Consider the following 22,937-nt stretch of genomic DNA (forward strand, 5'->3'; position numbering starts at 1 on the left):
TGCCGGATGTCCCATGCCGCTCAATACGTGGGACGCCCGCGCAGCCACGGCAGCAGCGCCTCGCCCTGGGCCCGCTGGAACGCCCGTACCGTGGGGATGCCCGGCGGTGGAGGCTGCCGGGCCCGATCCACGAAGTAGCCGGCCAGCCCCGCCATGATCGCGCTGACCGCCCGCGGGTCGACGCCGGCGAGCACGGGCGCCGGGTCACCGCCGTACACGATCACGTTCACCGCCAGCAGAACCGTGTCCAGCCAGTCCGGGCCGACGCAGCCCCACGGCCAGTCGACGAAGACCACCGTGCCGTCCGGGCGCAGCAGCATGTTGTCCGCGCGGATGTCGCAGTGGCACAGGGTGTCGCCGTCGAGCGTCGTCAGGGCCCATCGGGCGGCGGCGCGCAACTCGTCCAGGTGGTCGCGGGCCCACGGGTCCAGGTCCGGGGGCGGATCCGCGGCCACCCGGTCCCAGCCGGCGAAGTTGTCCGCCAGGCGGTCCCCGGCCGTGGCCAGGTCGGCCACGGGGGAGGGGGTCAGCGCGGCGGCCAGCTGCCGCAGTCCGCGTACGGCGGCCGCCAGCTCGTCCGGTCGCCACGGGGTGTGCGGGTGCCGCCCCTCGATGTCCTCCAGGACGAGCGCCACCCATTCGCCGTCGTCGTAGCTGCCGACGAACCGGGGCACCGGCGCGTGCGGCGGCAGGGCCGCGCTGAGGCGCGCCTCCTGCCGGGCCAGTTCCGTCGACCGCTCATTGAGCGCCGGGCTGACCGCCTTGACGAACGCGGTCACGCCCGCCGCGGTGCGGACCCGGTCGGCGGTGCCGGGGGAGAATCCGCCCGGCTGGGAGCTGGCCGTGACCACCGGCGAACCGAGGATCTCCTCGATGGCGCCCCGGACGTGGGCGGGCACGGCTGCCCACCCGATCCGGACTCCGACGGCAGCGACCATGCCGGGATCGTGGCAGGTGGGCGGGCCTTTCGACACGGACTTTCTGTCCGGGGCCGCCGGTACTGGCACACGCCCGCCCGCTCACGTCATGCGGGGGAGTCGCGGCCGGATGCCGCCGGGGATTGTGCCGATCGGGTGGCGTCGATGACCCGGGTGAGGGCCGCGTGGATGTCCAGCAGTTCGTCGACCGGCAGACCCAGGCGGTCGACCACCGCCGGCGGAATCGCTTCAGCTTGCCGGCGGAGGGCCTGGCCGCTGGGGGTGAGCGTGATGGCGAGGCTGCGTTCGTCGCCGGGATCGCGTTCGCGGCGCAGGTATCCGATCGCTTCCAAGCGCTTGAGAAGGGGGGACAGCGTTCCCGGGTCGAGCTGCAGCAGCTCGCTGAGCCGCCGGACGGACAGCGGGGCGCGCTGCCACAACGCCAGCATCACCAGATACTGCGGATGCGTCAGCCCCATCGGCTCCAGCAGCGGCCGGTAGACCGCCACCACGCTGCGCGCGGCCACCGACAGGGCGAAGCACACCTGTTGCTCCAACGCGAGCGGGTTGTTGGCGTCGCCCACGTCACTCATCGTGTGCACCTTCTTCGGGCGGTCGCTACTCTGAAATAGTTGGGGCACAAAATGTTGGGGTACCAACCTTATGCGGCGAGACTACCAGGGGAGGCGGGCGGCATGCCCAAGGACAAGCGAGGCGTGGAACGGAGCCGGTTCGGGGTGTGGTGGCACGACACCTTCGACGACTGGTTCTTCCGCTCCTTGATCGGTCCCGCACAGACGGGCAACGCGGTGCACGGTGCCGACCCCACCACACGCCAGCAGTGGCTCCGCGACCTGGAGCGGCGCAAGCAGTACACCCGGGAACAGCGCGAACGCAGGCGCCTCGCCCGCGAGAAGCAGGGCAACTGACGGTCCCGTGGGCGGGCTCCGCAAGGCGCCCCGCGGCCAGCTAAGCCGACGGCCGCTGCAGGAGCTGCCGGGACGACTTGAAGCCCAGCCGTTCGTACACCGGCACCGCCGTGCGACCGGAGTGGACCGTCACGCGCAGGCAGCCGAGGCGTGTCGCCTGCTCCGACGCGGCCTCGACGAGCGCCGAACCGATTCCCTGGCCGCGCTGTTCCGGTATGACGAAGACGCTCTGGATGTCCGCGGACAGCCGGCTTGTGGCTCCCGGCCTCGGCACCCGCGGGACGAGCGCCACCCAGGCCATGCCGATGATCTCGGGTCGCAGGAGCCGAGCGACGAACGCCAGGTGTGAGTCCTGGTGCGCGGCCCACCACTGCGCAAGCCCGGCCGCGAACGCGTCGAGGGGCCGCTTGGCCGGCTCCTCATCATGGGTATCCAGCCACAACAGGCGAGCCAGGTCTGCGACGTCGTCCGCATTCGCCCGACTGATCCGCACGAGGTGAGTCTGCCACCCCAACCTGCGGAGCCCATGGCCGACCTGATCCTCAGCCTCGCAGCCCATGCGGGCTCGATCGCTGATCGATTGAACCCAAATCTGATGATCCAGGCGGACCCTGGTGGCATGCTCTCGCTGTGGGTGTCGACATTGATGGATACATCGAGGTTCGGCCATGGGCGTCATGGTCGGATCTGCCGAATGCGAACGACTGGTGTTCGGCTGTCCCTTTGGATTGCCTGTACATCGACCGCGACTACGACGCGTTCGGGTGCCTGTTCGGCGTCATGAACTACGCCGGGTTTCGGCCCGTAGCCGCCGGCCGCGGACTACCGCCCGACGCCGCCGAACCGACCCGACGAGCCTTCGAAAGCTCCAGCAGTGAGCGTCAAGGACCGACCTGGATCGGCTGGGACGAGATCCAGCGGATCGACTGGAGCGAGCTGACCGAGCACGCCGACACCCGACTACACCGCTACGAACGCGACGCCGACGGGCAATGGATCTTTCGCGGCAAGTCAGCCTGGTCGCGGGAAGCATTCGAGGCTCAAGGGGTGCCCGTCTCGCCACCAGGCGCGCCACCGAACGTCTGGCCAGACGGCAGTGTCTGGACGAAGGGTGATGTCCAGTTCCGGGCGGGACGGCTGACCCGCCGACAGGCCATTCCCGACGAAGGTGGTTGGCGTCCCGTGTGGGAAGTGATGGCCGCTCTCGCGCGCCTCCACGGCGACGAGAACTGCCGCCTCGTCGCCTGGTTCGAGGCATGACGAGATGCTCACCTGACGTCGAAGCCGTCAAACCTGCAACTACGCGAAATCGGGGTTGTCGAAGTCGATCACCAGGGAATTGCAGTGCTCGTTGACGAATGTGGCAGTCATGCCCGCCAGGTCGACCGTGTCGATCGGGTTCGAGTCGACCATGGCGACGATCCACTTCAGCATGCCATCGGGGTTGAGGCGGGCGAAGAACCCGTCACCCCCCAGGGGTCCTGAACCACAGCATACGTAGCCCTTGCCCCCCGGCAACTCAACGCACTCCGACACGTAGATCTCCATGTCATGACATTTGTCCAATGCGTCCGCTGCGAGCGGAGTGCCGAGGCGGAACCGAGACAGGTCCGGACCGTCATACTCCACCCTACGGCTTTCACCCTTTACCCGGTAGAAGCCGTCGAGCGCGGGCGCCTTTCCAGCCTGCCACGTGGCCTCGATAGCAAACACTTGATCTCCTTGCGTTCCCTGCCGCTCTTGTCCACCGTGCACAATAGGCATTCCAGTCCAGGTGCCGGTCGGTTGCCGACCAGGCCAACCCGCACATGGTGGCTGGATCAGGTCAGCGGGGGTACCCGGCCCGCGTGAACCAATTCGTTGTACTGCCTTACCGCGTCGTCAGTGACGGGGCGGACCACGGCAGCCTGGCGGAACCTGTCAAGTCAACTGAGACAGTTTCTTGATCTTCTTTAGCTTTGTGCTGTTGGAAGGGTGGTCACAGCCGCGACGGCGACTTGTCCGAGGTCGCTGTTGTCGGGTTTGTTGATCCATGCCCGGTGAGCGAGGCGGGGTGGCTGCGGACGGCGGCGCCCGAACCGTTCGGGGTGCGCGGCCCAGGCGGCGTCGAGGGTCCGTTGCCGCTGTTCACGGATCTGTCCGGCGGTGCCGTGATGGACCGAGGCCGGAGTATGCAGGCCGATCCCGGAGTGCCGGTGCTCGTGGTTGTAGTACGTGTAGAACGCCTCGCAGTGCTGCCGGGCGTGCTGGATCGACCCGAACCGGTCCGGGAAGCTCGGGTCGTACTTCAACGTCTTGAAGCTCGCCTCGATGTAGGGATTGTCGTTCGAGGTTTTCGGCCGGCTGTGACTACGGCCGATCTTCAGATCGGTCAGCAGCTGGGTGACGGTCTTGCTGGTCATCGCCGCGCCGCGGTCGGCATGCACGGTCAACTGATCGGGATCGACGCGTTCACGGGCGGCGGCGTCGGCGATCAGCGCTTCGGCGAGCTGCCCGTCCTCGTGCGCGGCGACCAGGTGCCCGACGACGTACCTCGACCAGATGTCGATCACCGTGTAGAGGTGGAACCAGACGCCCTTGACCGGCCCGCGCAGCTTCGTGATGTCCCAGGACCAGACCTGGTTCGCCGCGTCGGCCACGAGTTCGGGCTTGGTCCGGGCCGGATGCGTGGCCTGGCTGCGGCGTTCACCGTTTTGACCGGCGGCCCGCAGAATCCGGTACATCGTGGACTCCGAGCACCACCAGCGGCCCTCGTCGAGCTCGCGGGCCCATACCTGCGCCGGCGCCAGGTCGGCGTACTCGGGCCGGTTCAGCAACTGCAGGACCTGCTCACGTTCGGCCTGCGACAGCGCCGAGGGCGGCGGCTCACGCGGAGTCCGCGGCTTCGGCGGCGCGGGCGGGTTGCGGTGCCGGTAGAGCGTCGCGCGGGATACGCCGGTCAGTCGGCACGCCCCGGCGATGCCCCACGCCGGGGTCAGCGCCTGGAGCGCCTCGGTGAGGACGGGTTCGACATCGGCGCGGCATCCGCGCTCTCGGAGAGCAGTTCCAAGAGCGCGTGCGCTTTTCCCATGATCGCCAGCGCGGTCTCGGTCTTGGCCAGCTTGGCCTGCAAGCGGGCGTTCTCCCGCTGCAGGCGGGCAAGTTCAGCGTTTTCGGCCTTCTTCGCTGCCCGCGCGGCCGCTTGACGGCGGTCGGTCAGGCCGGCCGCGGCTCCGGCGTCTCGGGCCTTGCGCCAGTCGAGAATGTGTGACCCATACAGTCGTTCCCGGCGCAGGATCGCCCCGCGAGCCGCCGCATCCGGCGCCGACTCGTACTCGTCCAGGATCCGCGCCTTGAACTCCGCGGTGAATGTCCGCCGCTGGGGCCGGGCGTCCAGATCCGGGCTCTCATGGGGCTTCGAAGTCATGCTGGTGTGTTCTCCTCAGGGCCGTCCAGGAAGAGTATTCCCTGGTAGACGGGCTGTCTCACATCAGCGTGACAGGGAGGGTGGCGTAGATCTGCAACCCGTTGAAGCACAGGCCGAGCACGGCATTCGCGCCGCGTTGCGCCGCCTGGCGCAGCACGTCCTGCATCGCCTGCTCCCGCATTGCCTGGATGTTGAGAATCTGGCGACTATTCAAGGCGTCGAAGGCCATCTTGTAGTGCTCGGCCAGGTTCGGCTGCTGCGGCAGCGCCTCGGCAAGGACGGGACCCAGCGTGAGCCGGGTGTCGTAGCCAGGGATCGACGGCAGAGTCACGATCAACATGGCGGGGACTATATGGTCGATGTTTGGCTGCCCGCGGCGGTGATTTCGCCTGCCACGGCGTAGTTACTACTGAGCCATTGCGGCCTTGGCGCGCATCCTGCGGGCCGCATGCACCACACCGTCGGCGACCAGCTGGCAACCGCGAGGTTCATGTCCCACCCGAGTCGCGCACACATGCGCGTGTACCGCTGCCCGACAGAGTCGGGCTTGAGCCACGTACTGCCGTCGGGCGGAGCGAGGCGTCGGCCAGCGGCCGGCACACGTGTGGGCGGCACCGGCTGGTGCACTCGTGCTCGCCCTGGACGCGGTGCTCGACGTACTTCCGGCCCCCGCAGTGCGCCCGACACGTTCGCAACCGCGCGTAGAAGGAGTCGAGTACCTCGCCGCCGAGCCGGGCGACCGGCATGTCGCCGAGCAGCGGCCGAATGTGGTTCGGGACGTACCCTCGAAGGTAACCCGCGTCGTCTCGTCGAGCTTCGCGAGTTCAAGATGGCGGTCTAGCATCCCGTGCGGGCAGCGAGCTTGAGACTCGCTGCCCGCCCGCGTCGGTGTCAGGCTGCGGCGCTGGAGGCTGGGTGCGCCTCAGGCGTTGAGGTCCGCCATCTTGCGGTCCATGATTTCCACATCCTTCTCCGTGTACGGTTTGCCCCGAACGGCAGTCAGTATCTCCTGCACGACGTGCGCCAAGGCTGTCCGGAGCTGTTCCAAACGAACTTCGCCGACCGCGATCGAGACCGGGTTGTCCTCATCTCGATCGCAGTTCGCCTCGATGTAGACCGTCGGCTCGTCCGCCTCGGTTCGTCGGTAGTATAGGTAGTATGAGCCGTCGAAGAAGTACGACCACGCCTCGTTCTCCCCGTCGGCGATTTCGGTGTACGCCGTGACGGCCGAGCTCACCACGGAAATGGCGAAGTCCGACCAGCGTTCGACCGGATAGTCAACGCCGCCAAGAGTGAGCCACACATCGCAGGTGATGATGCCGTCGGCGGCCCCCGGGAAGCAAAAATTGGTGACGTGCCAGTCTATCGACGTGGTGACCATGTCCGCTTCACCTCTTGGGATAGATGGATCGCATGACTCCGGTGTCCTTATTGATGATGAACTCCTACAGCTTTCCGCCGACTCGGGCCTGCGCCTGGATCATCCGGGTGTCTGAATCCCATCCGATCGGCCCCCGGTTGTTCCGGAAGGCCTCATTCGCCACCCGATTGATCTCAGCGTCGGTGACGTCGTCCGGCCAAAGACCTTTACCTGGCTTGACGTCCTTCCCACCCTTGACGTGTCCATCGCGGACGTGCCTGATGTCCACCCCCTCCATCCGCCCGGGAAGCTTGACGCCGCGCAGAACCTGGGGAGCCCGCTTCATCGGGCAGTTGTGGACAAGCACAGGCGTGCCCTGAGCCTGGACGTAGAAGGTGTGCCGGCGGGCGACGGTCAGGTTGTACATGCGCTGGGCGCCGGTGAACGTCCGTACGCTGCGCACCATGGTCTTGATGCCGCCGGGGCTGCTCAGAGCGGTGCCCGGGGTCAGGTCCGCTGCCTGGGTCCAGGCCCGGTTGACGGGATCCCAGAACCAGTGTTGGGCGGTGGTGTGCAACACCGATCCGTCGGCCAGGTCAGGTCCGTCAGCACGGTGTCGATGTGCGTGGGCGTGGCCCTGACGAGCGCGGCAACGGTGGTCTGGGTGCCCGGATTACCGGCGAGCACCTCCTGGCCCCGCTGGATGGCCGCAGTGCGGCCACCGGGAAGCAGGACCCGCGTGTCGGCCCGGAAGCTGTTGAGGCAGGACTCCTTGACGGGGTTGAGTTTGCGGCTGCCCAGGTACTCCAGTCCCTCATCCGTGGCCGCGTAGATGCCGCCGTCGCTGATGTAGACGAGTCGGCCGCCGTCCTTGTAGACCGCTTCGGTCCAGGTCTGTCCCGGCCTGGCCTTCACGCCCGAGGGTGGGGTCGAGAGCCGTCGGGTGGTCCAGCCGGCGGGCAGCTTCCCGCCGGTGCGCAACGCGGTCACCGCGTCCTTCGCGTTGCGCAGCGACCCGAACGCCTTGTTCGACTTGTCCGTGCCGCGCACGACGTCGGCGCCCTTGCCCAGGCCCTTGACATGGTGCAGCAGGAACAGCGCGCCCAGGGAACGCTCGATGCCGCTGAGCTGATCCCCGGTGGCCATGTCCTTACCCGTGATGCCCTCGACTACGCCTTTGGCGTCGCCGATACCGGGCATGAGGTCGAGATCAGCGACATCCCGGCGTCCCGCTGCTGCTGCTCGCTGAGTTGCTGCAACCGCTGTTCCGGAGAGGCAGACCGATGCTCGGGTCCGCAACACTGTCCAGGAACCCCTTGACGGCCACATTGGCGCCCGGTCGCCCCCGGACTTGGCTGGCATGGCACGACCGTGCTCGCTTGTGCCACGAGTCGCACCATGCACCGACAGGCAAGATCGCTGATCAAGCCTCTGACCTGGGCGCGCCCGGCAGGATTCGAACCTGCGACCGACGGATTAGAAGTCCGTTGCTCTATCCGCTGAGCTACGAGCGCTGGCCTGCACATAGTAAGGTGCCCCGCCGTCGCTGACGAGCCGGATGTCACGCCGTGGGGGCTTCGACCTCCGGCTCCACCGCGTCCTCGGGCGCCGGTGGCACGCTGATCTCGGGCGTGCCCGGCGGCGGCAGGAACGCGTCCACCCAGCGGCCCAGCTCGCGGAAGACCTCGGCGCGCACGTCCTTACCCGAGAGGGTGAGGTCGTGCAGCCCACCGTCGATGCGGGCGATCGTGACCCGGGACCCTAGCCGCGGGGCCCAGCGGGCGATGTGCTCCACGTCCAGCACCGAGTCGGTCACCCGGGCGTCCTCGCTCCAGACGCGGCCGCGGAACGTCCGGGTGGAGCAGGCGACGAGTACGGGCGCGTCGATGGTCAGGCCGGAGCGCAGCTTGCGCTGGCCGCGGCGGATGGCGTCGAGCCAGCCGTACCGGACGGGGAAACCGAGCAGCGGCTTCCAGGCCAGGTCGTACGTCCACTCGCCACGGTGCTCGCTGTGGATGCTCTGGCCGTACAGGCCGAGCCCGGCGACCGGCATCACCCCGTACGGCCGGCGCTTGTTCGCACCGACGGCGACGCTCATGAGCGGGCGGCGCAGCAGCCAGGGCACGTTGAAATCGAAGAACGGGCTGTTGAGGAACAGGCCGTCGATGATGCCCTTGCCCTGGCGGGAGTGGGCCCACAGCGAGGTGGTCAGGCCGCCGGTGGAGTGGCCGATGACCAGCATTTGGTCGTGCCCGTCGACCTCGCGGATGATCCGGGCGGATTCGTCCAGCTCCGGGTAGTACTCCGTGAGGCTGCGGCAGAAGTTCGGGGTCTGGTGCTCGAGCAGGCTCCGGCCGTACTTGCGCAGGTCGAGAGCGTAGAAGTCCCAGCCGCGCTCGACGAAGAAGTCGGCGAGGTGGGTCTGGAAGAAGTAGTCCACGAAGCCGTGGACGTACAGGATGGCGCGCCGCGAGGGCGTGTCCGCGCGCCGGCGGACGAGCGTGGCCACCACTGGGCCCTCGTCGTCGCTGCCCAGGTCGATGGTGTGCCGCTCGTACGGCGGGCCGAGGACGTCCGTCTCCACGACGTCAGGTTACCCGCCGGTACCCCCTGCCGGTCCATACCAGATCGGCTGGGATTCCGGTGCCGCTCCACACAGCGCCCTTGTCCACAGCCCGGCGCACCTTTCCGAGCGGGCACCGCCGGACCCGCGAGACGCTCCTGTCACATCCGAGCGGTACGGACGAGCGGTAAGGAGAGGCAGTGTTCGACACAAACATCGTCGTGGTGGGCAACGTGCTCACCGCCCCCGAGTGGCGGCGCACCAGCAACACCAATTCCCTGGTCGCCAACTTTCGGGTGGCCTCGACGGCGCGCCGTCTCGACCGGGACAGCGGGCGCTGGGTCGACGGCAACCACCTGCGCGTACGCGTCACCTGCTGGCGGCGGCTCGCCGAGGGCGTGGCCGCGTCGATCGCCGTGGGCGACCCGGTGATCGTCGCGGGCCGGCTCTACACCCGGGACTGGACCGACAACGAGGGCAACCAGCGGACCACGTACGAGATGGAGGCCGTCGCCGTGGGCCATGACCTGGCCCGGGGCCGGAGCCGATTCCAGCGCAACCGGCCGGTTCCGGGCACCTCGGCCGTGGCGGGACCGGAGGAGGACGGCCAGGTCCGTGGCGAGGCGGCGGAACTGGTCCCGGAGCACAAGGCCCCGGTCCACTACGGCGACGGCATCCTCGACGACCCGACGTTCCTTGACCTTCCCGGGTCGGCGTCACCGGGGTTCGACCCGCTGGCCGAGCTGCCTGACGCCCTGGAGCCCGCCAGCACGGCGCTCGACAGGCTGGACCCGGGCTCGCCGTTCGACGCGGGCCCCGCCGAGACCGACGAGATCGAGATCGCGGTCGAGGCCCTTCCGGCCCGCGACGAGGGCGCGGAGCCGGTCGGCAGCCGGCGTTCGCGGCGCCGCCAGCCGGTCTCTGCCTGATCCACGTCCCGCCCCCCACTGCCGCCGTTCCGGGGCCGGCTTCCCCCTCGGACCCCGGAACGGCGGCGCCACGCCGGTGTATCCCGCTCGGCTCGTTACAGTTCCCGCGGAGGTGAGCGACGGTGCGGCAGGGGGCAACGTCGGCCGATGCGGTCGGTCTGCTGATGGGGTACGCGTTGGACGCGGCGTTAGGCGATCCACGGCGGTTCCACCCCGTCGCCGGTTTCGGGCAGGCCGCCGCCGCCCTGGAGCGCCGGCTCTACGCGCCGCGCAGGCGGGCGGGAGCCGTGTTCGCGGTGGCCGCGGTGGGTGTGCCCGTGCTCGCGGGTGTGGGCGCGGCCGCGCTGACCCGCCGCCGCCCGGTGGCCCGCGCGGCGGTGGTGGCAACCGCGACCTGGGCCGTACTGGGCGGGCGCACGCTGCGGCACGAGGCGGCGGTCATGGCCGGACACCTGGAAGACCACGACCTCGCGGCCGCCCGGGGACGGCTCAACCACCTGTGCGGACGTGACCCGTCGGCCCTCGACGCCCCGGAACTCGCCCGCGCCACCGTCGAGTCGGTCGCTGAGAACACCTCGGACGCGGTGGTGGCGCCCCTGTTCTGGGGCGCCCTGGCCGGGCTGCCCGGGCTGCTCGGCTACCGCGCCGCCAACACCCTGGACGCGATGGTCGGGCACCGCTCCACCCGGTACGCCCGGTTCGGCACCCCGGCCGCCCGCCTCGACGACGCGCTCAACCTGCTTCCGTCCCGGCTCACCGGCGTGCTCACGGTGGCGGCGGCACCCCTGGCCGGCGGCCGGGTAGGGGAGGCGCTGCGGGTGTGGCGCCGGGACCGCAACGACCACCCCAGCCCGAACGCCGGGCAATGCGAGGCGGCGACGGCGGGCGCGCTGGGGGTGCGCCTCGGCGGACGCAACGTGTACTTCGGGCGTACCGAATCGCGTCCCTTCCTCGGCGACGGCCCCCGCCCGTCGGCAGCCCAGGTGCGCGGGGCGGCTCGGCTCTCCGGCGCGGTGGGCGTCGCGGCCGCACTGCTGGCGGGCGGCGTCGCGCTGGCCCGCTCCCGCGCCGCCGGGCTGTCCGCGGCCCGCGCTGCCGGGCTGTCCGCGGCTCGCGCCGCCGGGCTGTCCGCGGCTCGCGCCGCCGGGCTGTCCGCGGCCCGTGCCAGCGCCGGGGCGCGCACCCTGCGGTCCCGAGCCGCACTGCGGACGGCACGCACGAATGGCCGCGACGGAGGTACGCGATGAGCGGGGGACTGCTGGTCGCCGGAACGACCTCCGACGCGGGCAAGAGCGTGCTGACCGCCGGCATCTGCCGGTGGCTGCACCGCCGGGGCGTGAAGGTGGCCCCGTTCAAGGCGCAGAACATGTCGAACAACTCGGTCGTGGTGGTCGGGCCGGACGGTCGCGGCGGCGAGATCGGCCGCGCCCAGGCCATGCAGGCCGCCGCCTGTGGGATCGCGCCGGACATCAGGTTCAATCCGGTGCTGCTCAAGCCGGGCAGCGACATGTCCAGCCAGGTGGTGTTGCTCGGGGAGGCCGTCGACACCGTCAGCGCGTCGAACTACCGGCGGTTGCGGCCCCGGCTGGCCGAGACCGCCCACGACACCCTGGCGCAGCTGCGGTCCGAGTTCGACGCGGTGATCTGCGAGGGAGCGGGCAGCCCCGCCGAGATCAACCTGCGCGACGGCGACTTCGTGAACATGGGGCTGGCCCGGCAGGCCGGCCTGCCCACGATCGTCGTCGGCGACATCGACCGCGGCGGAGTGTTCGCGGCGCTGTTCGGCACCGTCGCGCTGCTGGATCCCCAGGACCAGGCGTTGATCAGCGGCTTCGTCATCAACAAGTTCCGCGGTGACCTCGGCCTGCTCCAGCCCGGGCTGGACATGATTACTCGAACCACCGGCCGCCCGGTGTACGGGGTGCTGCCGTTCGACATCGACATCTGGCTCGACGCCGAGGATTCGCTGGCGTACGGGCGGGTCCTGGGTCGCCCCGGCCCGCCCCGCGGCACCCAGTGGCTACGCGTCGCCGTCATCCGGCTGCCCCGCATCTCCAACGCCACCGACGCCGAGGCGCTGGCCGCCGAGCCCGGGGTCCAGGTACGCCTGACCGTGGAGCCCGCCGAGATCGCCGACGCCGACCTCGTCGTGATTCCGGGCTCCAAGGCGACGGTCAGCGACCTTGCCTGGCTGCGGGCGAATGGCCTCGCCGACGCCGTCCGCGCGCACGCCGCCGCGGGTAAGCCGGTGGTCGGCATCTGCGGCGGCTTCCAGATGCTGGCCGAGACGATCCACGACGAGGTGGAGAGCCGCCAGGGCGCCGTCGACGGCCTCGGGCTACTGCCCGTGGGCATTACGTTCGCCCCGCGCAAGACCCTGGTCCGCTCCCATGGCACCGCGTTCGGCGCGGCACCCGTCCAGGGGTACGAGATCCACCACGGCTTCGTGTCGTCCGGCGAGCCCGAGCCGCTGCTGCGCTACGCCGACGGGACCCCGGAGGGCGCCGTCGCCGGGACGGTCAGCGGGACCCACTGGCACGGCGCCTTCGAATCCGATGAGTTCCGCCGCCGATTCCTCACCGAGGCCGCCCGCCAGGCCGGTCGCCACGGTTTCCTCGTCGCCCCCGACACCCGGTACGGCGCGGTCCGCGAAAGGGCCCTCGACCTGCTCGGGGACCTCGTCGAGGAACATCTCGACACCGCCGCCCTGTGGCGCCTGATCGAGGGCGGCCCCCCGGCAGACCTCCCCTTCATCCCGCCGGGAGCGCCCGGTGCGGCCTGACCCGGCGCCACGGCAGCCGCAGCCGCCCGGCGCCGCGCGGGAGCCCACCGGCACCACCGAGCGCTTCACCGACCTGGCGACGCGGATCCTGACCGCGCCGCCACGGCTGGGGCCGGTACGACTCGTCGCGGTCGACGGGCCGAGCGGGGCGGGCAAGACCAGGTTCGCCGACCGACTGGCGAGGGTCCTGGGCGCTCCGATCGTCCACACCGACGACCTGCTCGACGGCTGGGCGGACCAGTTCACCTTCTGGGGCCGCCTGGAGCGGCTGGTGCTGGAGCCGTTGCGGGCGGGGCGGCCGGCGACCTACGAGCGCTATCAGTGGGATCGCGGCGCGTTCGGTGGCACGCCGGTGACGGTGGCGCCCGGCCCGGCCGTACTTCTGGAGGGTGTGTCGTCGGCGCGCCGGGCCGTGCGGCCGCGCTTGAGCCTGGCGGTGTTCGTGACGGCGCCGGACCGCCTTCGGTGGACCCGGGTGATCGCCCGCGACGGTGACGACGTTGCCCTCCGGTCGTACCTTGAGCAATGGCGCGCGGCCGAGCGGCAGCACTTTGCCGCCGAGGCCACCGCGGCGTACGCCGATGTGGTGGTGGACGGCGCCGCCGAAGGCACGGGCGAGGAGTTCCACCAGATCTGGCGGCCTGCGCCGGACTGAGCCACCCTGGTGGTCACGGCAGTGGATTGTCCGCAGCGGCGAGAGCGGGGTTGACATGACGACCGAGGACGAGAGCCGTCCGGTGCGACGCCGGGTCACCTTGACCGGGATCAGCTCGCGGGCGTGGGAGCACCCCGCCGACCGTGGCGCGCTCACCGCCCTGCGCGAGCTGCGCGGGTTCGACGACCTGGTGAAGACCTTCTTCGGGATGTGGAACGAGCGCGGCTTCCGGCTGTCGTACCTGGCCGGGGCCATCCGCGTCGACCACCGCCAGTATCCGCGGGTCTACCAGCGGTTCACCGAGGCGGCCAGCGTCCTCGACGTCGCGGAGCTGCCCGAGCTCTACGTGCACCAGTCGCCGATCATCAACGGCCAGGCGATCGGTATGGACCGCGCGTTCGTGGTGATCACGACGGCGGCGGTGGAGCGGCTCGACGACGACGAGCTGCGCGCCATGCTGGGGCACGAGCTGGGACACGTCCGCAGCGGCCACGCGGTCTACCGGACGATCATGATGATCCTCACGCGCTGGGCGGCCGGGCTGTCCTGGGTGCCGGTCGGTGCGATCGCGCTCCGCGGCATCATCGCCGCGATGTACGAGTGGTGGCGCAAGGCGGAGCTGTCCGCGGACCGGGCCGGGCTGCTGGCGGGGCAGGACCCGGCGGCGTCGCTGCGGCTGCTGATGAAGCTGGCCGGGGGCGGTGACCTGTCGCAGATCGACACGGCGGCGTTCCTGGAGCAGGCCGCGGAGTACGCGGGCGGCGGGGACCTGCGCGACAGCATCCACAAGATCGGCATGACCGCGTGGAGCACCCATCCGGTGCCCGTGGCGCGGGCCGCTGAACTGCGTCGGTGGATCGACTCGGGTGCGTACGCCCGGATCCTGGGCGGGGAGTACCCGCGCCGCGACGACGACCGCGACGCGTCGGTCACCGCCGACGTCAAAGCCGCCGCGGACTCGTACCGGGAGGCGTTCAACAACTCCGAGGATCCGCTGGTCGGCCTGCTGCGCAAGCTGGGCGGCGGAGCGGCCGACCTGGCTGGATCCGCGGCGGGCCGGGCCCGCACATGGGCGGCCGCCGCAGGCCGGGCCCGTGGCGGCGACGACGCCCAGGACCCACCGCAGAACTGACGGCGGAGAGCTGAACCGAACGCCTGGGCATGGCTGTGGAGCCGACGCGGGGTGGGCGCCTGCCCGACCACACCCTCGCGGCATAGCATTCGGGCATGAGCCTTTCTGAGGACGATCTGCGCGCCGCCGTCGCGCGGGAGATGCCGGGCGTCCGTGCCGACCTGGAGCGGCTGGTCCGCATCCCCGGCATCGCCTTCGACGGCTTCGACCACAGCCACGTCGAGCGGTCCGCCGAGGCGGTCGCTGAGCTGCTGCGCGGATGCGGCCTCGACGTGCAGATCGTCCGCGGCGCGGGCCAACCCGCCGTGATCGGCCGCAAGGCCGCCCCGCCGGGCGCCCCCACGGTTCTGCTCTACGCGCACCACGACGTGCAGCCCGCCGGCGACCCGGCCCTGTGGCACAGCGACCCGTTCGAGCCCGTGGAACGCGACGGGCGCCTGTACGGCCGTGGCGCCGCCGACGACAAGGCGGGCGTGATGGCGCACGTCGCGGCCCTGCGAGCGTACGGGGACGACCTGCCCGTGGGCGTCGTCGTGTTCGTGGAGGGCGAGGAGGAGTACGGCTCCGCCACCCTCGACGAACTGCTCGAAACGCACCGGGACCTGCTGCGCTCCGACGTCATCGTGATCGCCGACTCCGGCAACTGGGACGTCGGCGTCCCGGCGCTCACCACCTCCCTGCGCGGTCTGGTCACCTGCTTCGTCGAGGTGCGGACGCTGGCCAACGCCGTACACAGTGGGATGTTCGGCGGTCCGGTGCCGGACGCGCTGACCGTGCTGGCGCGGCTCATCGCCACCCTGCACGACGACGACGGTGAGGTCGCGGTCGACGGCCTCGTCGGCCGCGAGGGCGCCTCGGTCGACTACCCGGAGGACCGGTTCCGGCACGAGGCCGGCATCGTCGACGGGGTCAGGCTGGTCGGGCACGGCACGATCACCGACCGGATCTGGAACAAACCGGCCATCTCCGTCCTCGGCATCGACGCCCCCGGCACCGCGGTCGCGCCGAACGCGCTCGTCGCGTCGGCCAAGGCGAGTCTGAGCATCCGGGTGGCACCCGGCGACGACCCCCAGTCCGTGTACGCGGCGGTCCGCTCCCACCTGGAGAAGTACGTGCCGTGGGGCGCCCAGGTCAGCGTGACGCTGGAGGGCGACGGCGCGCCGTGCGTGATCGACGCGTCCGGTCCCGCCTATGACGCGGCCCGCGCCGCCTTCCGCGCCGCGTGGGACGGCACCGAACCGGTCGACATGGGGATGGGCGGCTCGATCCCGTTCATCGCCACGTTCCATGACCTGTTTCCGGACGCCGCGATTCTGGTGACCGGCGTCGAGGATCCGCATTCGGCGGCGCACGGCCCCAACGAGAGCCTGCATCTGGGCGAGTTCGCCCGGGTGTGCCTCGCCGAGGCCCTGCTGCTGCGCAACGTGGCGGCCCTGGCGCGCTGACATGGCCGAGCTGAGCTGCGACGTGCTCGTGGTCGGCGCCGGCCCCACCGGCTTGATGCTGGCGAACTGGCTGGTCAAGCTCGGTGTCCGGGTCGTCGTGGTGGACGGCAAGCCCGGGCCGACCCGCGAGTCCCGGGCGCTGGTCGTGCAGGCCCGCAGCCTGGAGATATACGACCAGCTGGGCCTCGGCGACACCGTCCTCGGGGCGGCCCAGCGGGCGGTCGCGCTGGCGCCCGGCTTCGGCGACCGGGTGTTCGGCCGGATCCCGCTCGGGGCGCTGGGGCAGGGCCTGACCCCGCATCCGTACCTGGAGATCCTGGAGCAGAGCCGAAACGAGCAGATCCTGTACGCCCACCTGCGCGAACTCGGCGGCGACGTGCGCTGGGGCGAGCGGCTCACCGCGCTGGCCGAACGCGACGGCGGGGTGGAGGCGACCGCCGGGGACACCACGATCCGGGCCCGGTTCTGTGTCGGCGCGGACGGCGCCAACTCGATCGTGCGCCGCGAGCGGGGCATCGAGTTCGAGGGGGTCACCAACCCGCACCTGTTCTACGTCATCGACGCGACCGCGGTGGGTGGGCTGGTCGAGGCCGCCGTCAACGTGCGCCCGGGCGGGGACGAGTTCCTCCTCGGCTTCCCGATGGCCGGGCGCGGCAACTGGCGGCTCATCGGGCTGGCCCGCGACAACGACGGCGACGGCGAGGTGACCGAGCAGGACGCCCGGGACCGGATCAAGACCGGCTTCGCCGTCACGTACGGCGATTCGCGCTGGTTCGCCACGTACCGGGTGCACCACCGGGTCGCGGCGGCCTTCCGCGACGGGCCGTTCTTCCTGGCGGGCGACGCGGGCCACGTGCATTCACCGGTCGGTGGCCAGGGCATGAACACCGGCCTGCAGGACGCGCACAACCTGGCGTTCAAGCTGGCCGACGTGGTGCACGGCCGCGCCGGCGACGGCTGGCTGGACCGGTACGAGGCCGAGCGGCGCCCGGTGGCCCGCGTGCTGGTCGGCACGACGGACCGGCTGTTCGGCGCGATCACCTCCCAGCGGTTCGCGGCGCGTGCGCTGCGCCGGGCCGTGGTGCCGCTGCTGGCGCCGGTCGGTGTGCGCACCCTGCCGCAGGCGTCCGCCGGCTCCCGCCTCTTCGGGTATGTGGGCCAGCTGCGCGTCCATTACTGGATGGACCCGGAGGCGAAGCGCCGCGCCGGAGGCCGCCGCGACCCGGTCGTGGGGCGGCGACTGCCGTGGGCGGGCGGCAACTTCGACGTGCTGCGCACATTGGAGTGGCAGGTGCATGCGTACGGCGGGGTCGACGCGGCCACACTGCCCGACCTGGGTCTGCCGGTGCACGTGTTTCCGGCGGCGCCGGGTACTCCGTTGCGTCCGGGGCGGCTGTATCTCGTCCGCCCGGACGGCTTCGTGGCCGCCGAGGCCGCACCCGAGACCGCGGAAGCGGCCTTCGCGGCCGCGCTGCCCCCACCATCCGCGCACTGACCTTTCGGTGCTGCGCGCTCGACCGGCACGCCTGAGAGTCCACAACGCGCGGCGCGCACGTCCGGGGGGCGGGGTTTCCGCGCCCCGCCCGGTGATACCGGATCGGGTGAGGCCGGTGTGTCGCGACACCCGTCCTGATAGGATTCGAACATGAGTTCGAATGACGCGATCGCGCGGCTGCGTGCCGCGGTCAGCGCGCTGGGAGACGTCGACGTCTCCGCCTGGGACGACACCGCCCTCACGAACCACCTGCAGGAACTGTCCGCCGCTCTGTGCGAGGTCGACGCCCAGTTGAGTCGCCTCGCCGACGCCGTCCGCGCCCGCGGATTCCGGGTCGCCGAGCCGGTCGCCGCCTGAGCGGTGTCGCCCTGCGTGGCGGGCCGGGTGCCGACGGCTGCACGGGGGAGCCAGTCGTGACCTGGCCCGGAATGTCGGAGGTGGCTGCCAGGATGATTTCCGTGCGGTTTTCGGATCTGGCAGCCACCTCGGCCGCCGTCGCTGCCACCTCGGGCCGCAAGGCCAAGGTCGACCTGCTGGCCGCGGCCCTGCGTCGCCTCGACCCCGATGAGCTCGCCGCCGGTTCGGCCTACCTGGCGGGTGAGCTGCGTCAGCGTCAGACCGGCGTGGGCTATGCGAGCCTGCGTGACCGCCCGCCGCCCGCGGCCGAGCCGAGCCTCACGGTGGCTGAGGTCGACGCCGCCATCGCGGAGCTCGCGGTGGTCTCCGGCGCGGGTTCGCAGGCCCGCCGTCGCGAGCTGCTGGGCGCCCTGTTCGCCGCGGCCACGGCCGACGAGCAACGGCTGCTCGTCGGGCTGTTCGGTGGCGAGCTGCGCCAGGGGGCGCAGGCCGGGTTGCTGGCCGACGCGATCGCCCGGGCCGCGGAGGTACCACCGACCGCGGTGCGCCGGGCGCTGCTGCTCTGCGGCGACCTCAAGCAGGTCGCGGTCGCGGCGCTCACCGGTGGCGCCCCCGCCCTGGCCGCGATCCATCTGCGGGTGGGCACCCCGCTGAGCCCCATGCTGGCCAGCAGCGCCCCGGACGTCTCCGCGGCCCTGCTGGCGACCGGCGCACCGGCGACGGTGGACGTGAAGCTGGACGGCATCCGCATCCAGGTCCACCGCTCGGGCGACGAGGTCGCGGTCTTCACCCGCAGCCTCGACGACATCACCCCACGGCTGCCCGGGGTCGTGGCGGCGGTGCGCGCGCTGCCGCTGCGGGAGGTGGTTCTGGACGGCGAGGCGATGGCCCTCGACGCGCAGGGCCGTCCCCGGCCGTTCCAGGAGACGTCGAGCCGGGCCGCGACCCGAGGTGCCCGCGGCGCCTCCCGACCCTCGACCGAGCCCGCGCTCGCCCCGTACTTCTTCGATGTGCTGCATCTCGACGGCGTGGATCTGCTCGACGAGCCGGGGCGGCAGCGGTGGGCGGCCCTGGCCGACGCGGTGCCCGCCGAGCTGATCGTCGGACGGCGCACGGTGGAGACCGACGAGCAGGGCCTGGAGGCGTTCGCGGCGTCCCTCGCCGCCGGTCAGGAGGGGATCGTGGTCAAGGCCCCCGACGCGCCGTACGACGTGGGCCGCCGCGGCTCCGCGTGGGTGAAGGTGAAACCGCGGCACACCCTCGACCTGGTCGTGCTCGCGGTGGAACGGGGCCACGGGCGGCGCCAGGGCTGGCTGTCCAACCTGCACCTGGGCGCCCGGGACCCGCGCTCGGGCGGCTTCGTGATGCTCGGCAAGACGTTCAAGGGCCTCACCGACGAGCTGTTGCGCTGGCAGACCGCACGGTTCACCGAGCTGGCCGTGGAGGATTCCGGCTGGGTCGTTACGGTCCGTCCCGAACAGGTGGTGGAGATCGCGTTCGACGGGGTGCAGGCGTCGCCGCGCTATCCGGGCGGGGTGGCGTTGCGCTTCGCCCGGGTGCTGCGCTACCGCGACGACAAGCGGGCCGAGGAGGCCGACACCATCGACATGGTGCGCGAGATCGGGGGCTACAGCGCTGCCAGCGACCGTACGTAGTTGACCTGTTGGTGGACGAAGGACACCTGGTCCTGGTGGGTGACCGGGATGCGCGAGACGTACTGGCGTGGCCCGTTGGTCACCGTCACCTGCACGGTGCCGCGCGGCACGGTCTGCTTGACCAGCAGGAACAGCAGGCTGAACACGGTCAGCACGCAGAATCCGACGATGGCCGCGACGATCGCCCAGGTCGGGATCTTCTGCTCGTGGTGCCAGTAGTCGTTGACCTGCCACGTCGAGCCCGCCAGCGGGATGTCCCCGGCGGGGGTGTGCACGACGGTCGACGTGACGGCGAGGTCACCGATCTGCACGACGACCGGCCCCGGGGCGGCGGGCGACGCGGGAACCAGCGGCGCGGTCGGTCCGCTCGAGGGGTCCTGACCTGCGTTCCAGGGGTCCTGACCGGGCGGGAAGTCCGGGGTGGAGGTCACGCTCGCACCTTAGCCGGATCGCCTAGGTCGCGGCTTGGCGCCGGTCGTGTTCCTCGGCCCGGTCCCCAGCGACCGCGGCCCGACGGTCGTGGTCCTCGACCCGGTCCCCAGCGACCGCGGTCCGGCGCTGGTCGGCCGCCGCGATCCGATCCTGCGGGCGCGGGCTGCCGTCCGTCTCGCCGCGCGCCTCCTTGCGCGCCTGCCAGCCGTACGCGAGCAGCGCCATCACGGCGAATATCCACCACTGGACCGCGTACCCGCCGTTCTGCCACGCGTCCTCGTGCTGGATGGGGATCCGGGAGAAGGCCCCGTCCACCGGCGGCGTCTGCTCCGTCAGCAGGACGTACGCCCCGTACACGGGAAAGGGCAGTTCCCCCGCCAGCCGGGGCACCGAGATGCGCCGGGTGTGCAGGCGTCCGTCGCGGCGTTCCACCGGTGTGCCGCGGCTCTCCGACCGGTGCACCTGGCCGACCACCGTGACCGGTCCGGCCGGGGCGGGCGGGACGGTCGGCGCGGCGATGGCGCCGCCGGGGGCGGGCGGGATCCACCCACGGTCCACCAGCACCGCCGTGCCGTCGGCGAGCACCAGCGGGGTGACGATCTCGAAGCCCACCTCGCCGTCGACGGTGCGCCCGCGCGCCTGGATCTCGTGGGCCGGGTCGTAACGGCCGGTGACGGTCACCTTCGTCCAGGCGAGATCCTCGCTGGGCGCCGGACCGGGGACGCCGGTCGTGGTGGGCCGGGCCAGTACGGAGGTGAGCGGCACCGGCGCGGCGGAGTCGGCGGCATCGATGCGAGCGTTGATCGCGCTGCGCTCGTGGTACCGGTGCAACTGCCAGTTGCCGAGGAAGACCATCACCACCGCGGCGGCGACGCTCAGCGCCGCGGCGGCCAGCCAGCGTGGCGTCAGCAGGAACCGGTACACGCTCCGAGGCTACCGGGCGCCCCAGCCAGGTCGCGCCCCAGCCAGGGCAGGCCCACTTCGGCGACGACCGGCCCCTGCCGGGGTGCGCCGCAGCGTTCGTCGAGGCCCGGGGTGAGCGGCGCGGCGGCCCTGGCGAGCGGCGCCGGAGGCGGGCGGCGGGTAGGGTGCGAACGCCGGCGGTCACTAGCACGTCGCCGCCGAAACCGTAATCCTCGGGAGAGCCATTGATGACCGCCCAGCCGCGCCTGGTCGTGAGCGCCCCCTCGTCCGGGCATGGGAAGACGGCGATCGCCGTCGGGCTGCTGGCGGCCGTGGCGGCCCGCGGCCTGCCCGCGGCGGGATTCAAGGTGGGCCCGGATCACACCGACGCCGCGTACCTCGGTCTGGCGGCCGGGCGGACCGGGCGCAACCTGGACCCGCGCCTGGTCGGCGCGCATCTGGTGGCGCCGCTGTTCGCGCACGGCGCGGCCGGTGCCCACCTCGCCGTGATCGAGGGCGCGATGGGGCTGTTCGACAGCCTCACGGGCCAACCCGAGATCGACGGTACGGCGGCCGTCGCGGCGGCCCTGCGCGCCCCCGTGGTGCTCGTCGTGGACGTGGCGGCGATGGGGAATTCGATCGCCGCGCTGGTGCACGGCTTCCGGATGTTCGACGAGATGGTGCACCTCGGCGGTGTGATCCTGAACCGGGTCGCCTCGCCACGCCACGAGCAGATCCTGCGGACCGCGCTGGACGACATCGGCATGCCGGTGCTGGGCGCGCTGCGCCGTGGCGACCTGCCGGCGGTGCTGCCCGCGCGGGCGCAGGGACCGGTGCCGGTGGCTCACCGCTCGGTCGACGCCGCCCGGGCCGTGCGCCGCCTCGGCGAGGCCGTCAGCGCGGCCCTGGACGTGGATCGGCTGCTGGCCCTCGCCGGTTCGGCACCCGCGCTGCCGGGCCCGGTCTGGTCACCGCGGGAAGCCCTGGCCACCTCCGTCCCCGCGTGGTCGCCCGGGGACCCGGTCCCCGCGTGGTCGCCCGGTGACGCGGTTCCCGGGTGGTCCGGCGGTGAGCACGGGCCCGCCTGGACATCGGGGGATTCGGTCCCCGCGTGGTCGTCAGGTGAGGACGCCGGCGCGGAGCGGTCCCCGGCCAGGGACGGCCGCCCGGTGATCGCGCTGGCGGGTGGGGCGGGCGCCCCGTACACGTATGTGGAGAACGCTGAGCTGCTCACGGCCGCGGGAGCGGACGTGGCGGTCTTCGACCCGCTGCGGGACGAGGCGCTGCCCGCCGGGGTCCGGGGCCTGATGATCGGTGCCGCCCTGCCCGAGGCGTTCGCGGAGGAGCTGTCCGCCAACCGGCGGCTGTGCAACCTGGTCGCCCGGTTCGCGCACGAGGGCTGGCCGGTCGTCGCGGAGGGGGTGGGCCTGCCCTGGCTGGGGCGTGACCTGGACGGCCGCCAGATGTGCGGGGTGCTCGACGCGTCGGCGACGACGGCCGAGCAGACCGTGGCCGGGTACCGGGACGCGACCGCGCCGACCGCGTCGGTGCTGGCCCCGGCGGGCGCCCGGATCACGGGGTACAAGCAGCACCGTGCGGTCGTGACGCCGCGGTCGGGCCAGGCCGCTGCCTGGACCTGGGCGGGCGGCAGCCCCGAGGGCTTCGTGTGGCGCCAGGTGCATGCGTCGCAGCTCGGCCTGCACTGGGCCGCCGCGCCCGAGATCGCCCGCCGAATGGTGGCGGCGGCACAGTCGGGGCCGCCCGCGACGGCGGCGCCCGTGGCGGGCAATGCGATCCCGCCGCAGGCGGCCGCGCCACACGCGATGGTCACCCCCGGTACGGCGGGGCGCGCCGTGGTGCCGGACATCGAGGGCGACACGGTGGATGTGGCCGGCCCCTCCGCCTGAGGGAGCGGATGTCGGGGGGTTTCCGTAACGTGAGGGGCCACAGCAGCGTCGCGGTGACCGGAGGAGGACG

The 22,937-nt window shown here is 71.8% G+C and carries 25 protein-coding genes and 1 tRNA gene; 12 read left to right on the forward strand and 14 right to left on the reverse strand.

Going from position 1 to position 22,937, the window contains the following annotated elements:
• Nucleotides 1-20: 20 nt before the first annotated feature.
• Nucleotides 21-938, reverse strand: coding sequence for an aminoglycoside phosphotransferase family protein (locus tag EV385_RS21390; protein WP_130511066.1), 918 nt, complete (start codon nucleotides 936-938; stop codon nucleotides 21-23).
• An 86-nt stretch (nucleotides 939-1,024) separates the two neighbouring features.
• The gene (locus EV385_RS21395) at nucleotides 1,025-1,510 is read right to left on the reverse strand and encodes a MarR family winged helix-turn-helix transcriptional regulator (RefSeq protein WP_130511067.1); all 486 of its coding nucleotides are present in this window, start codon (nucleotides 1,508-1,510) and stop codon (nucleotides 1,025-1,027) included.
• 102 nt (nucleotides 1,511-1,612) lie between these two features.
• On the opposite strand from EV385_RS21395, the gene EV385_RS21400 reads away from it, so the two are divergent.
• Nucleotides 1,613-1,846, forward strand: a complete 234-nt coding sequence (locus tag EV385_RS21400; protein ID WP_130511068.1) for a hypothetical protein — start codon at nucleotides 1,613-1,615, stop codon at nucleotides 1,844-1,846.
• Between the two features lie 40 nt (nucleotides 1,847-1,886).
• On the opposite strand, the gene EV385_RS21405 is transcribed toward EV385_RS21400, so the two are convergent.
• Nucleotides 1,887-2,339 carry a GNAT family N-acetyltransferase gene (locus EV385_RS21405; RefSeq protein WP_165449550.1) on the reverse strand — a complete coding sequence of 151 codons (453 nt, stop codon included), beginning with the start codon at nucleotides 2,337-2,339 and terminating at the stop codon, nucleotides 1,887-1,889.
• A 137-nt stretch (nucleotides 2,340-2,476) separates the two neighbouring features.
• On the opposite strand from EV385_RS21405, the gene EV385_RS21410 reads away from it, so the two are divergent.
• Nucleotides 2,477-3,106 carry a hypothetical protein gene (locus EV385_RS21410; RefSeq protein ID WP_130511070.1) on the forward strand — a complete coding sequence of 210 codons (630 nt, stop codon included), beginning with the start codon at nucleotides 2,477-2,479 and terminating at the stop codon, nucleotides 3,104-3,106.
• Between the two features lie 39 nt (nucleotides 3,107-3,145).
• Here the strand turns inward: EV385_RS21410 and EV385_RS21415 are convergent, their stop codons facing one another.
• From EV385_RS21415 to EV385_RS21460, 9 genes are all read right to left on the reverse strand, one after another.
• Nucleotides 3,146-3,559 carry a hypothetical protein gene (locus EV385_RS21415; RefSeq protein ID WP_130511071.1) on the reverse strand — a complete coding sequence of 138 codons (414 nt, stop codon included), beginning with the start codon at nucleotides 3,557-3,559 and terminating at the stop codon, nucleotides 3,146-3,148.
• A gap of 239 nt (nucleotides 3,560-3,798) precedes the next feature.
• Nucleotides 3,799-4,824, reverse strand: coding sequence for an IS3 family transposase (locus EV385_RS21420; RefSeq protein ID WP_130507935.1), 1,026 nt, complete (start codon nucleotides 4,822-4,824; stop codon nucleotides 3,799-3,801).
• Nucleotides 4,821-5,252 carry a transposase gene (locus EV385_RS21425; RefSeq protein WP_130507934.1) on the reverse strand — a complete coding sequence of 144 codons (432 nt, stop codon included), beginning with the start codon at nucleotides 5,250-5,252 and terminating at the stop codon, nucleotides 4,821-4,823. Before EV385_RS21425 ends, EV385_RS21420 begins: the two co-directional genes overlap by 4 nt.
• Before the next feature lie 58 nt (nucleotides 5,253-5,310).
• Complete coding sequence (locus EV385_RS21430; protein ID WP_130511072.1) at nucleotides 5,311-5,592, reverse strand: heavy metal-binding domain-containing protein; 282 nt, start codon at nucleotides 5,590-5,592, stop codon at nucleotides 5,311-5,313.
• A gap of 582 nt (nucleotides 5,593-6,174) precedes the next feature.
• Nucleotides 6,175-6,633, reverse strand: a complete 459-nt coding sequence (locus EV385_RS21440; RefSeq protein ID WP_130511074.1) for a hypothetical protein — start codon at nucleotides 6,631-6,633, stop codon at nucleotides 6,175-6,177.
• Between the two features lie 64 nt (nucleotides 6,634-6,697).
• Nucleotides 6,698-7,189: a polymorphic toxin-type HINT domain-containing protein gene (locus tag EV385_RS21445; protein ID WP_165449551.1), complete on the reverse strand. Its 492-nt coding sequence runs from the start codon at nucleotides 7,187-7,189 to the stop codon at nucleotides 6,698-6,700.
• On the reverse strand, nucleotides 7,120-7,812 hold the full coding sequence (locus EV385_RS21450; RefSeq protein WP_165449552.1) for a pre-toxin TG domain-containing protein: 693 nt from the start codon (nucleotides 7,810-7,812) through the stop codon (nucleotides 7,120-7,122). Before EV385_RS21450 ends, EV385_RS21445 begins: the two co-directional genes overlap by 70 nt.
• A gap of 241 nt (nucleotides 7,813-8,053) precedes the next feature.
• Nucleotides 8,054-8,126, reverse strand: a tRNA-Arg gene (locus tag EV385_RS21455).
• A 47-nt stretch (nucleotides 8,127-8,173) separates the two neighbouring features.
• Nucleotides 8,174-9,196 (reverse strand): alpha/beta hydrolase, encoded by a 1,023-nt coding sequence (locus EV385_RS21460; protein ID WP_130511077.1) that lies wholly within the window; start codon nucleotides 9,194-9,196, stop codon nucleotides 8,174-8,176.
• Between the two features lie 179 nt (nucleotides 9,197-9,375).
• Between EV385_RS21460 and ssb the strand changes: the two genes are divergently transcribed.
• The 9 genes from ssb to EV385_RS21505 all read left to right on the forward strand — a co-directional run bounded on the left by ssb (nucleotide 9,376) and on the right by EV385_RS21505 (nucleotide 19,625).
• Nucleotides 9,376-10,104: a single-stranded DNA-binding protein gene (gene ssb / locus EV385_RS21465; RefSeq protein WP_130511078.1), complete on the forward strand. Its 729-nt coding sequence runs from the start codon at nucleotides 9,376-9,378 to the stop codon at nucleotides 10,102-10,104.
• A gap of 164 nt (nucleotides 10,105-10,268) precedes the next feature.
• Entirely contained in the window at nucleotides 10,269-11,351 is a 1,083-nt protein-coding gene (locus EV385_RS21470; protein ID WP_130513474.1) for a cobalamin biosynthesis protein, read from the forward strand.
• Complete coding sequence (locus EV385_RS21475; RefSeq protein ID WP_130511079.1) at nucleotides 11,348-12,886, forward strand: cobyric acid synthase; 1,539 nt, start codon at nucleotides 11,348-11,350, stop codon at nucleotides 12,884-12,886. Before EV385_RS21470 ends, EV385_RS21475 begins: the two co-directional genes overlap by 4 nt.
• Nucleotides 12,876-13,541 (forward strand): uridine kinase family protein, encoded by a 666-nt coding sequence (locus EV385_RS21480; protein WP_423203074.1) that lies wholly within the window; start codon nucleotides 12,876-12,878, stop codon nucleotides 13,539-13,541. Before EV385_RS21475 ends, EV385_RS21480 begins: the two co-directional genes overlap by 11 nt.
• A gap of 55 nt (nucleotides 13,542-13,596) precedes the next feature.
• Nucleotides 13,597-14,673 (forward strand): M48 family metallopeptidase, encoded by a 1,077-nt coding sequence (locus tag EV385_RS21485; RefSeq protein WP_130511080.1) that lies wholly within the window; start codon nucleotides 13,597-13,599, stop codon nucleotides 14,671-14,673.
• 95 nt (nucleotides 14,674-14,768) lie between these two features.
• On the forward strand, nucleotides 14,769-16,118 hold the full coding sequence (locus tag EV385_RS21490) for a dipeptidase (protein WP_130511081.1): 1,350 nt from the start codon (nucleotides 14,769-14,771) through the stop codon (nucleotides 16,116-16,118).
• Nucleotide 16,119: 1 nt separating this feature from the next.
• Nucleotides 16,120-17,613 carry an FAD-dependent monooxygenase gene (locus EV385_RS21495; RefSeq protein WP_130511082.1) on the forward strand — a complete coding sequence of 498 codons (1,494 nt, stop codon included), beginning with the start codon at nucleotides 16,120-16,122 and terminating at the stop codon, nucleotides 17,611-17,613.
• A 150-nt stretch (nucleotides 17,614-17,763) separates the two neighbouring features.
• Nucleotides 17,764-17,970, forward strand: a complete 207-nt coding sequence (locus tag EV385_RS21500; RefSeq protein ID WP_130511083.1) for a hypothetical protein — start codon at nucleotides 17,764-17,766, stop codon at nucleotides 17,968-17,970.
• 101 nt (nucleotides 17,971-18,071) lie between these two features.
• Nucleotides 18,072-19,625 carry an ATP-dependent DNA ligase gene (locus EV385_RS21505; RefSeq protein WP_130511084.1) on the forward strand — a complete coding sequence of 518 codons (1,554 nt, stop codon included), beginning with the start codon at nucleotides 18,072-18,074 and terminating at the stop codon, nucleotides 19,623-19,625.
• Here EV385_RS21505 and EV385_RS21510 read toward each other — a convergent pair.
• The gene (locus EV385_RS21510; protein WP_242624996.1) at nucleotides 19,598-20,056 is read right to left on the reverse strand and encodes a hypothetical protein; all 459 of its coding nucleotides are present in this window, start codon (nucleotides 20,054-20,056) and stop codon (nucleotides 19,598-19,600) included. The genes EV385_RS21505 and EV385_RS21510 overlap by 28 nt on opposite strands.
• 22 nt (nucleotides 20,057-20,078) lie before the next feature.
• Nucleotides 20,079-20,981, reverse strand: coding sequence for an SURF1 family cytochrome oxidase biogenesis protein (locus EV385_RS21515; RefSeq protein WP_130511085.1), 903 nt, complete (start codon nucleotides 20,979-20,981; stop codon nucleotides 20,079-20,081).
• Between the two features lie 227 nt (nucleotides 20,982-21,208).
• Between EV385_RS21515 and EV385_RS21520 the strand changes: the two genes are divergently transcribed.
• On the forward strand, nucleotides 21,209-22,867 hold the full coding sequence (locus EV385_RS21520) for a cobyrinic acid a,c-diamide synthase CobB (RefSeq protein WP_130511086.1): 1,659 nt from the start codon (nucleotides 21,209-21,211) through the stop codon (nucleotides 22,865-22,867).
• Nucleotides 22,868-22,937 lie beyond the last annotated feature (70 nt).

This window comes from Krasilnikovia cinnamomea (assembly GCF_004217545.1).
In the GTDB taxonomy this organism is placed as follows: domain Bacteria; phylum Actinomycetota; class Actinomycetes; order Mycobacteriales; family Micromonosporaceae; genus Actinoplanes; species Actinoplanes cinnamomeus.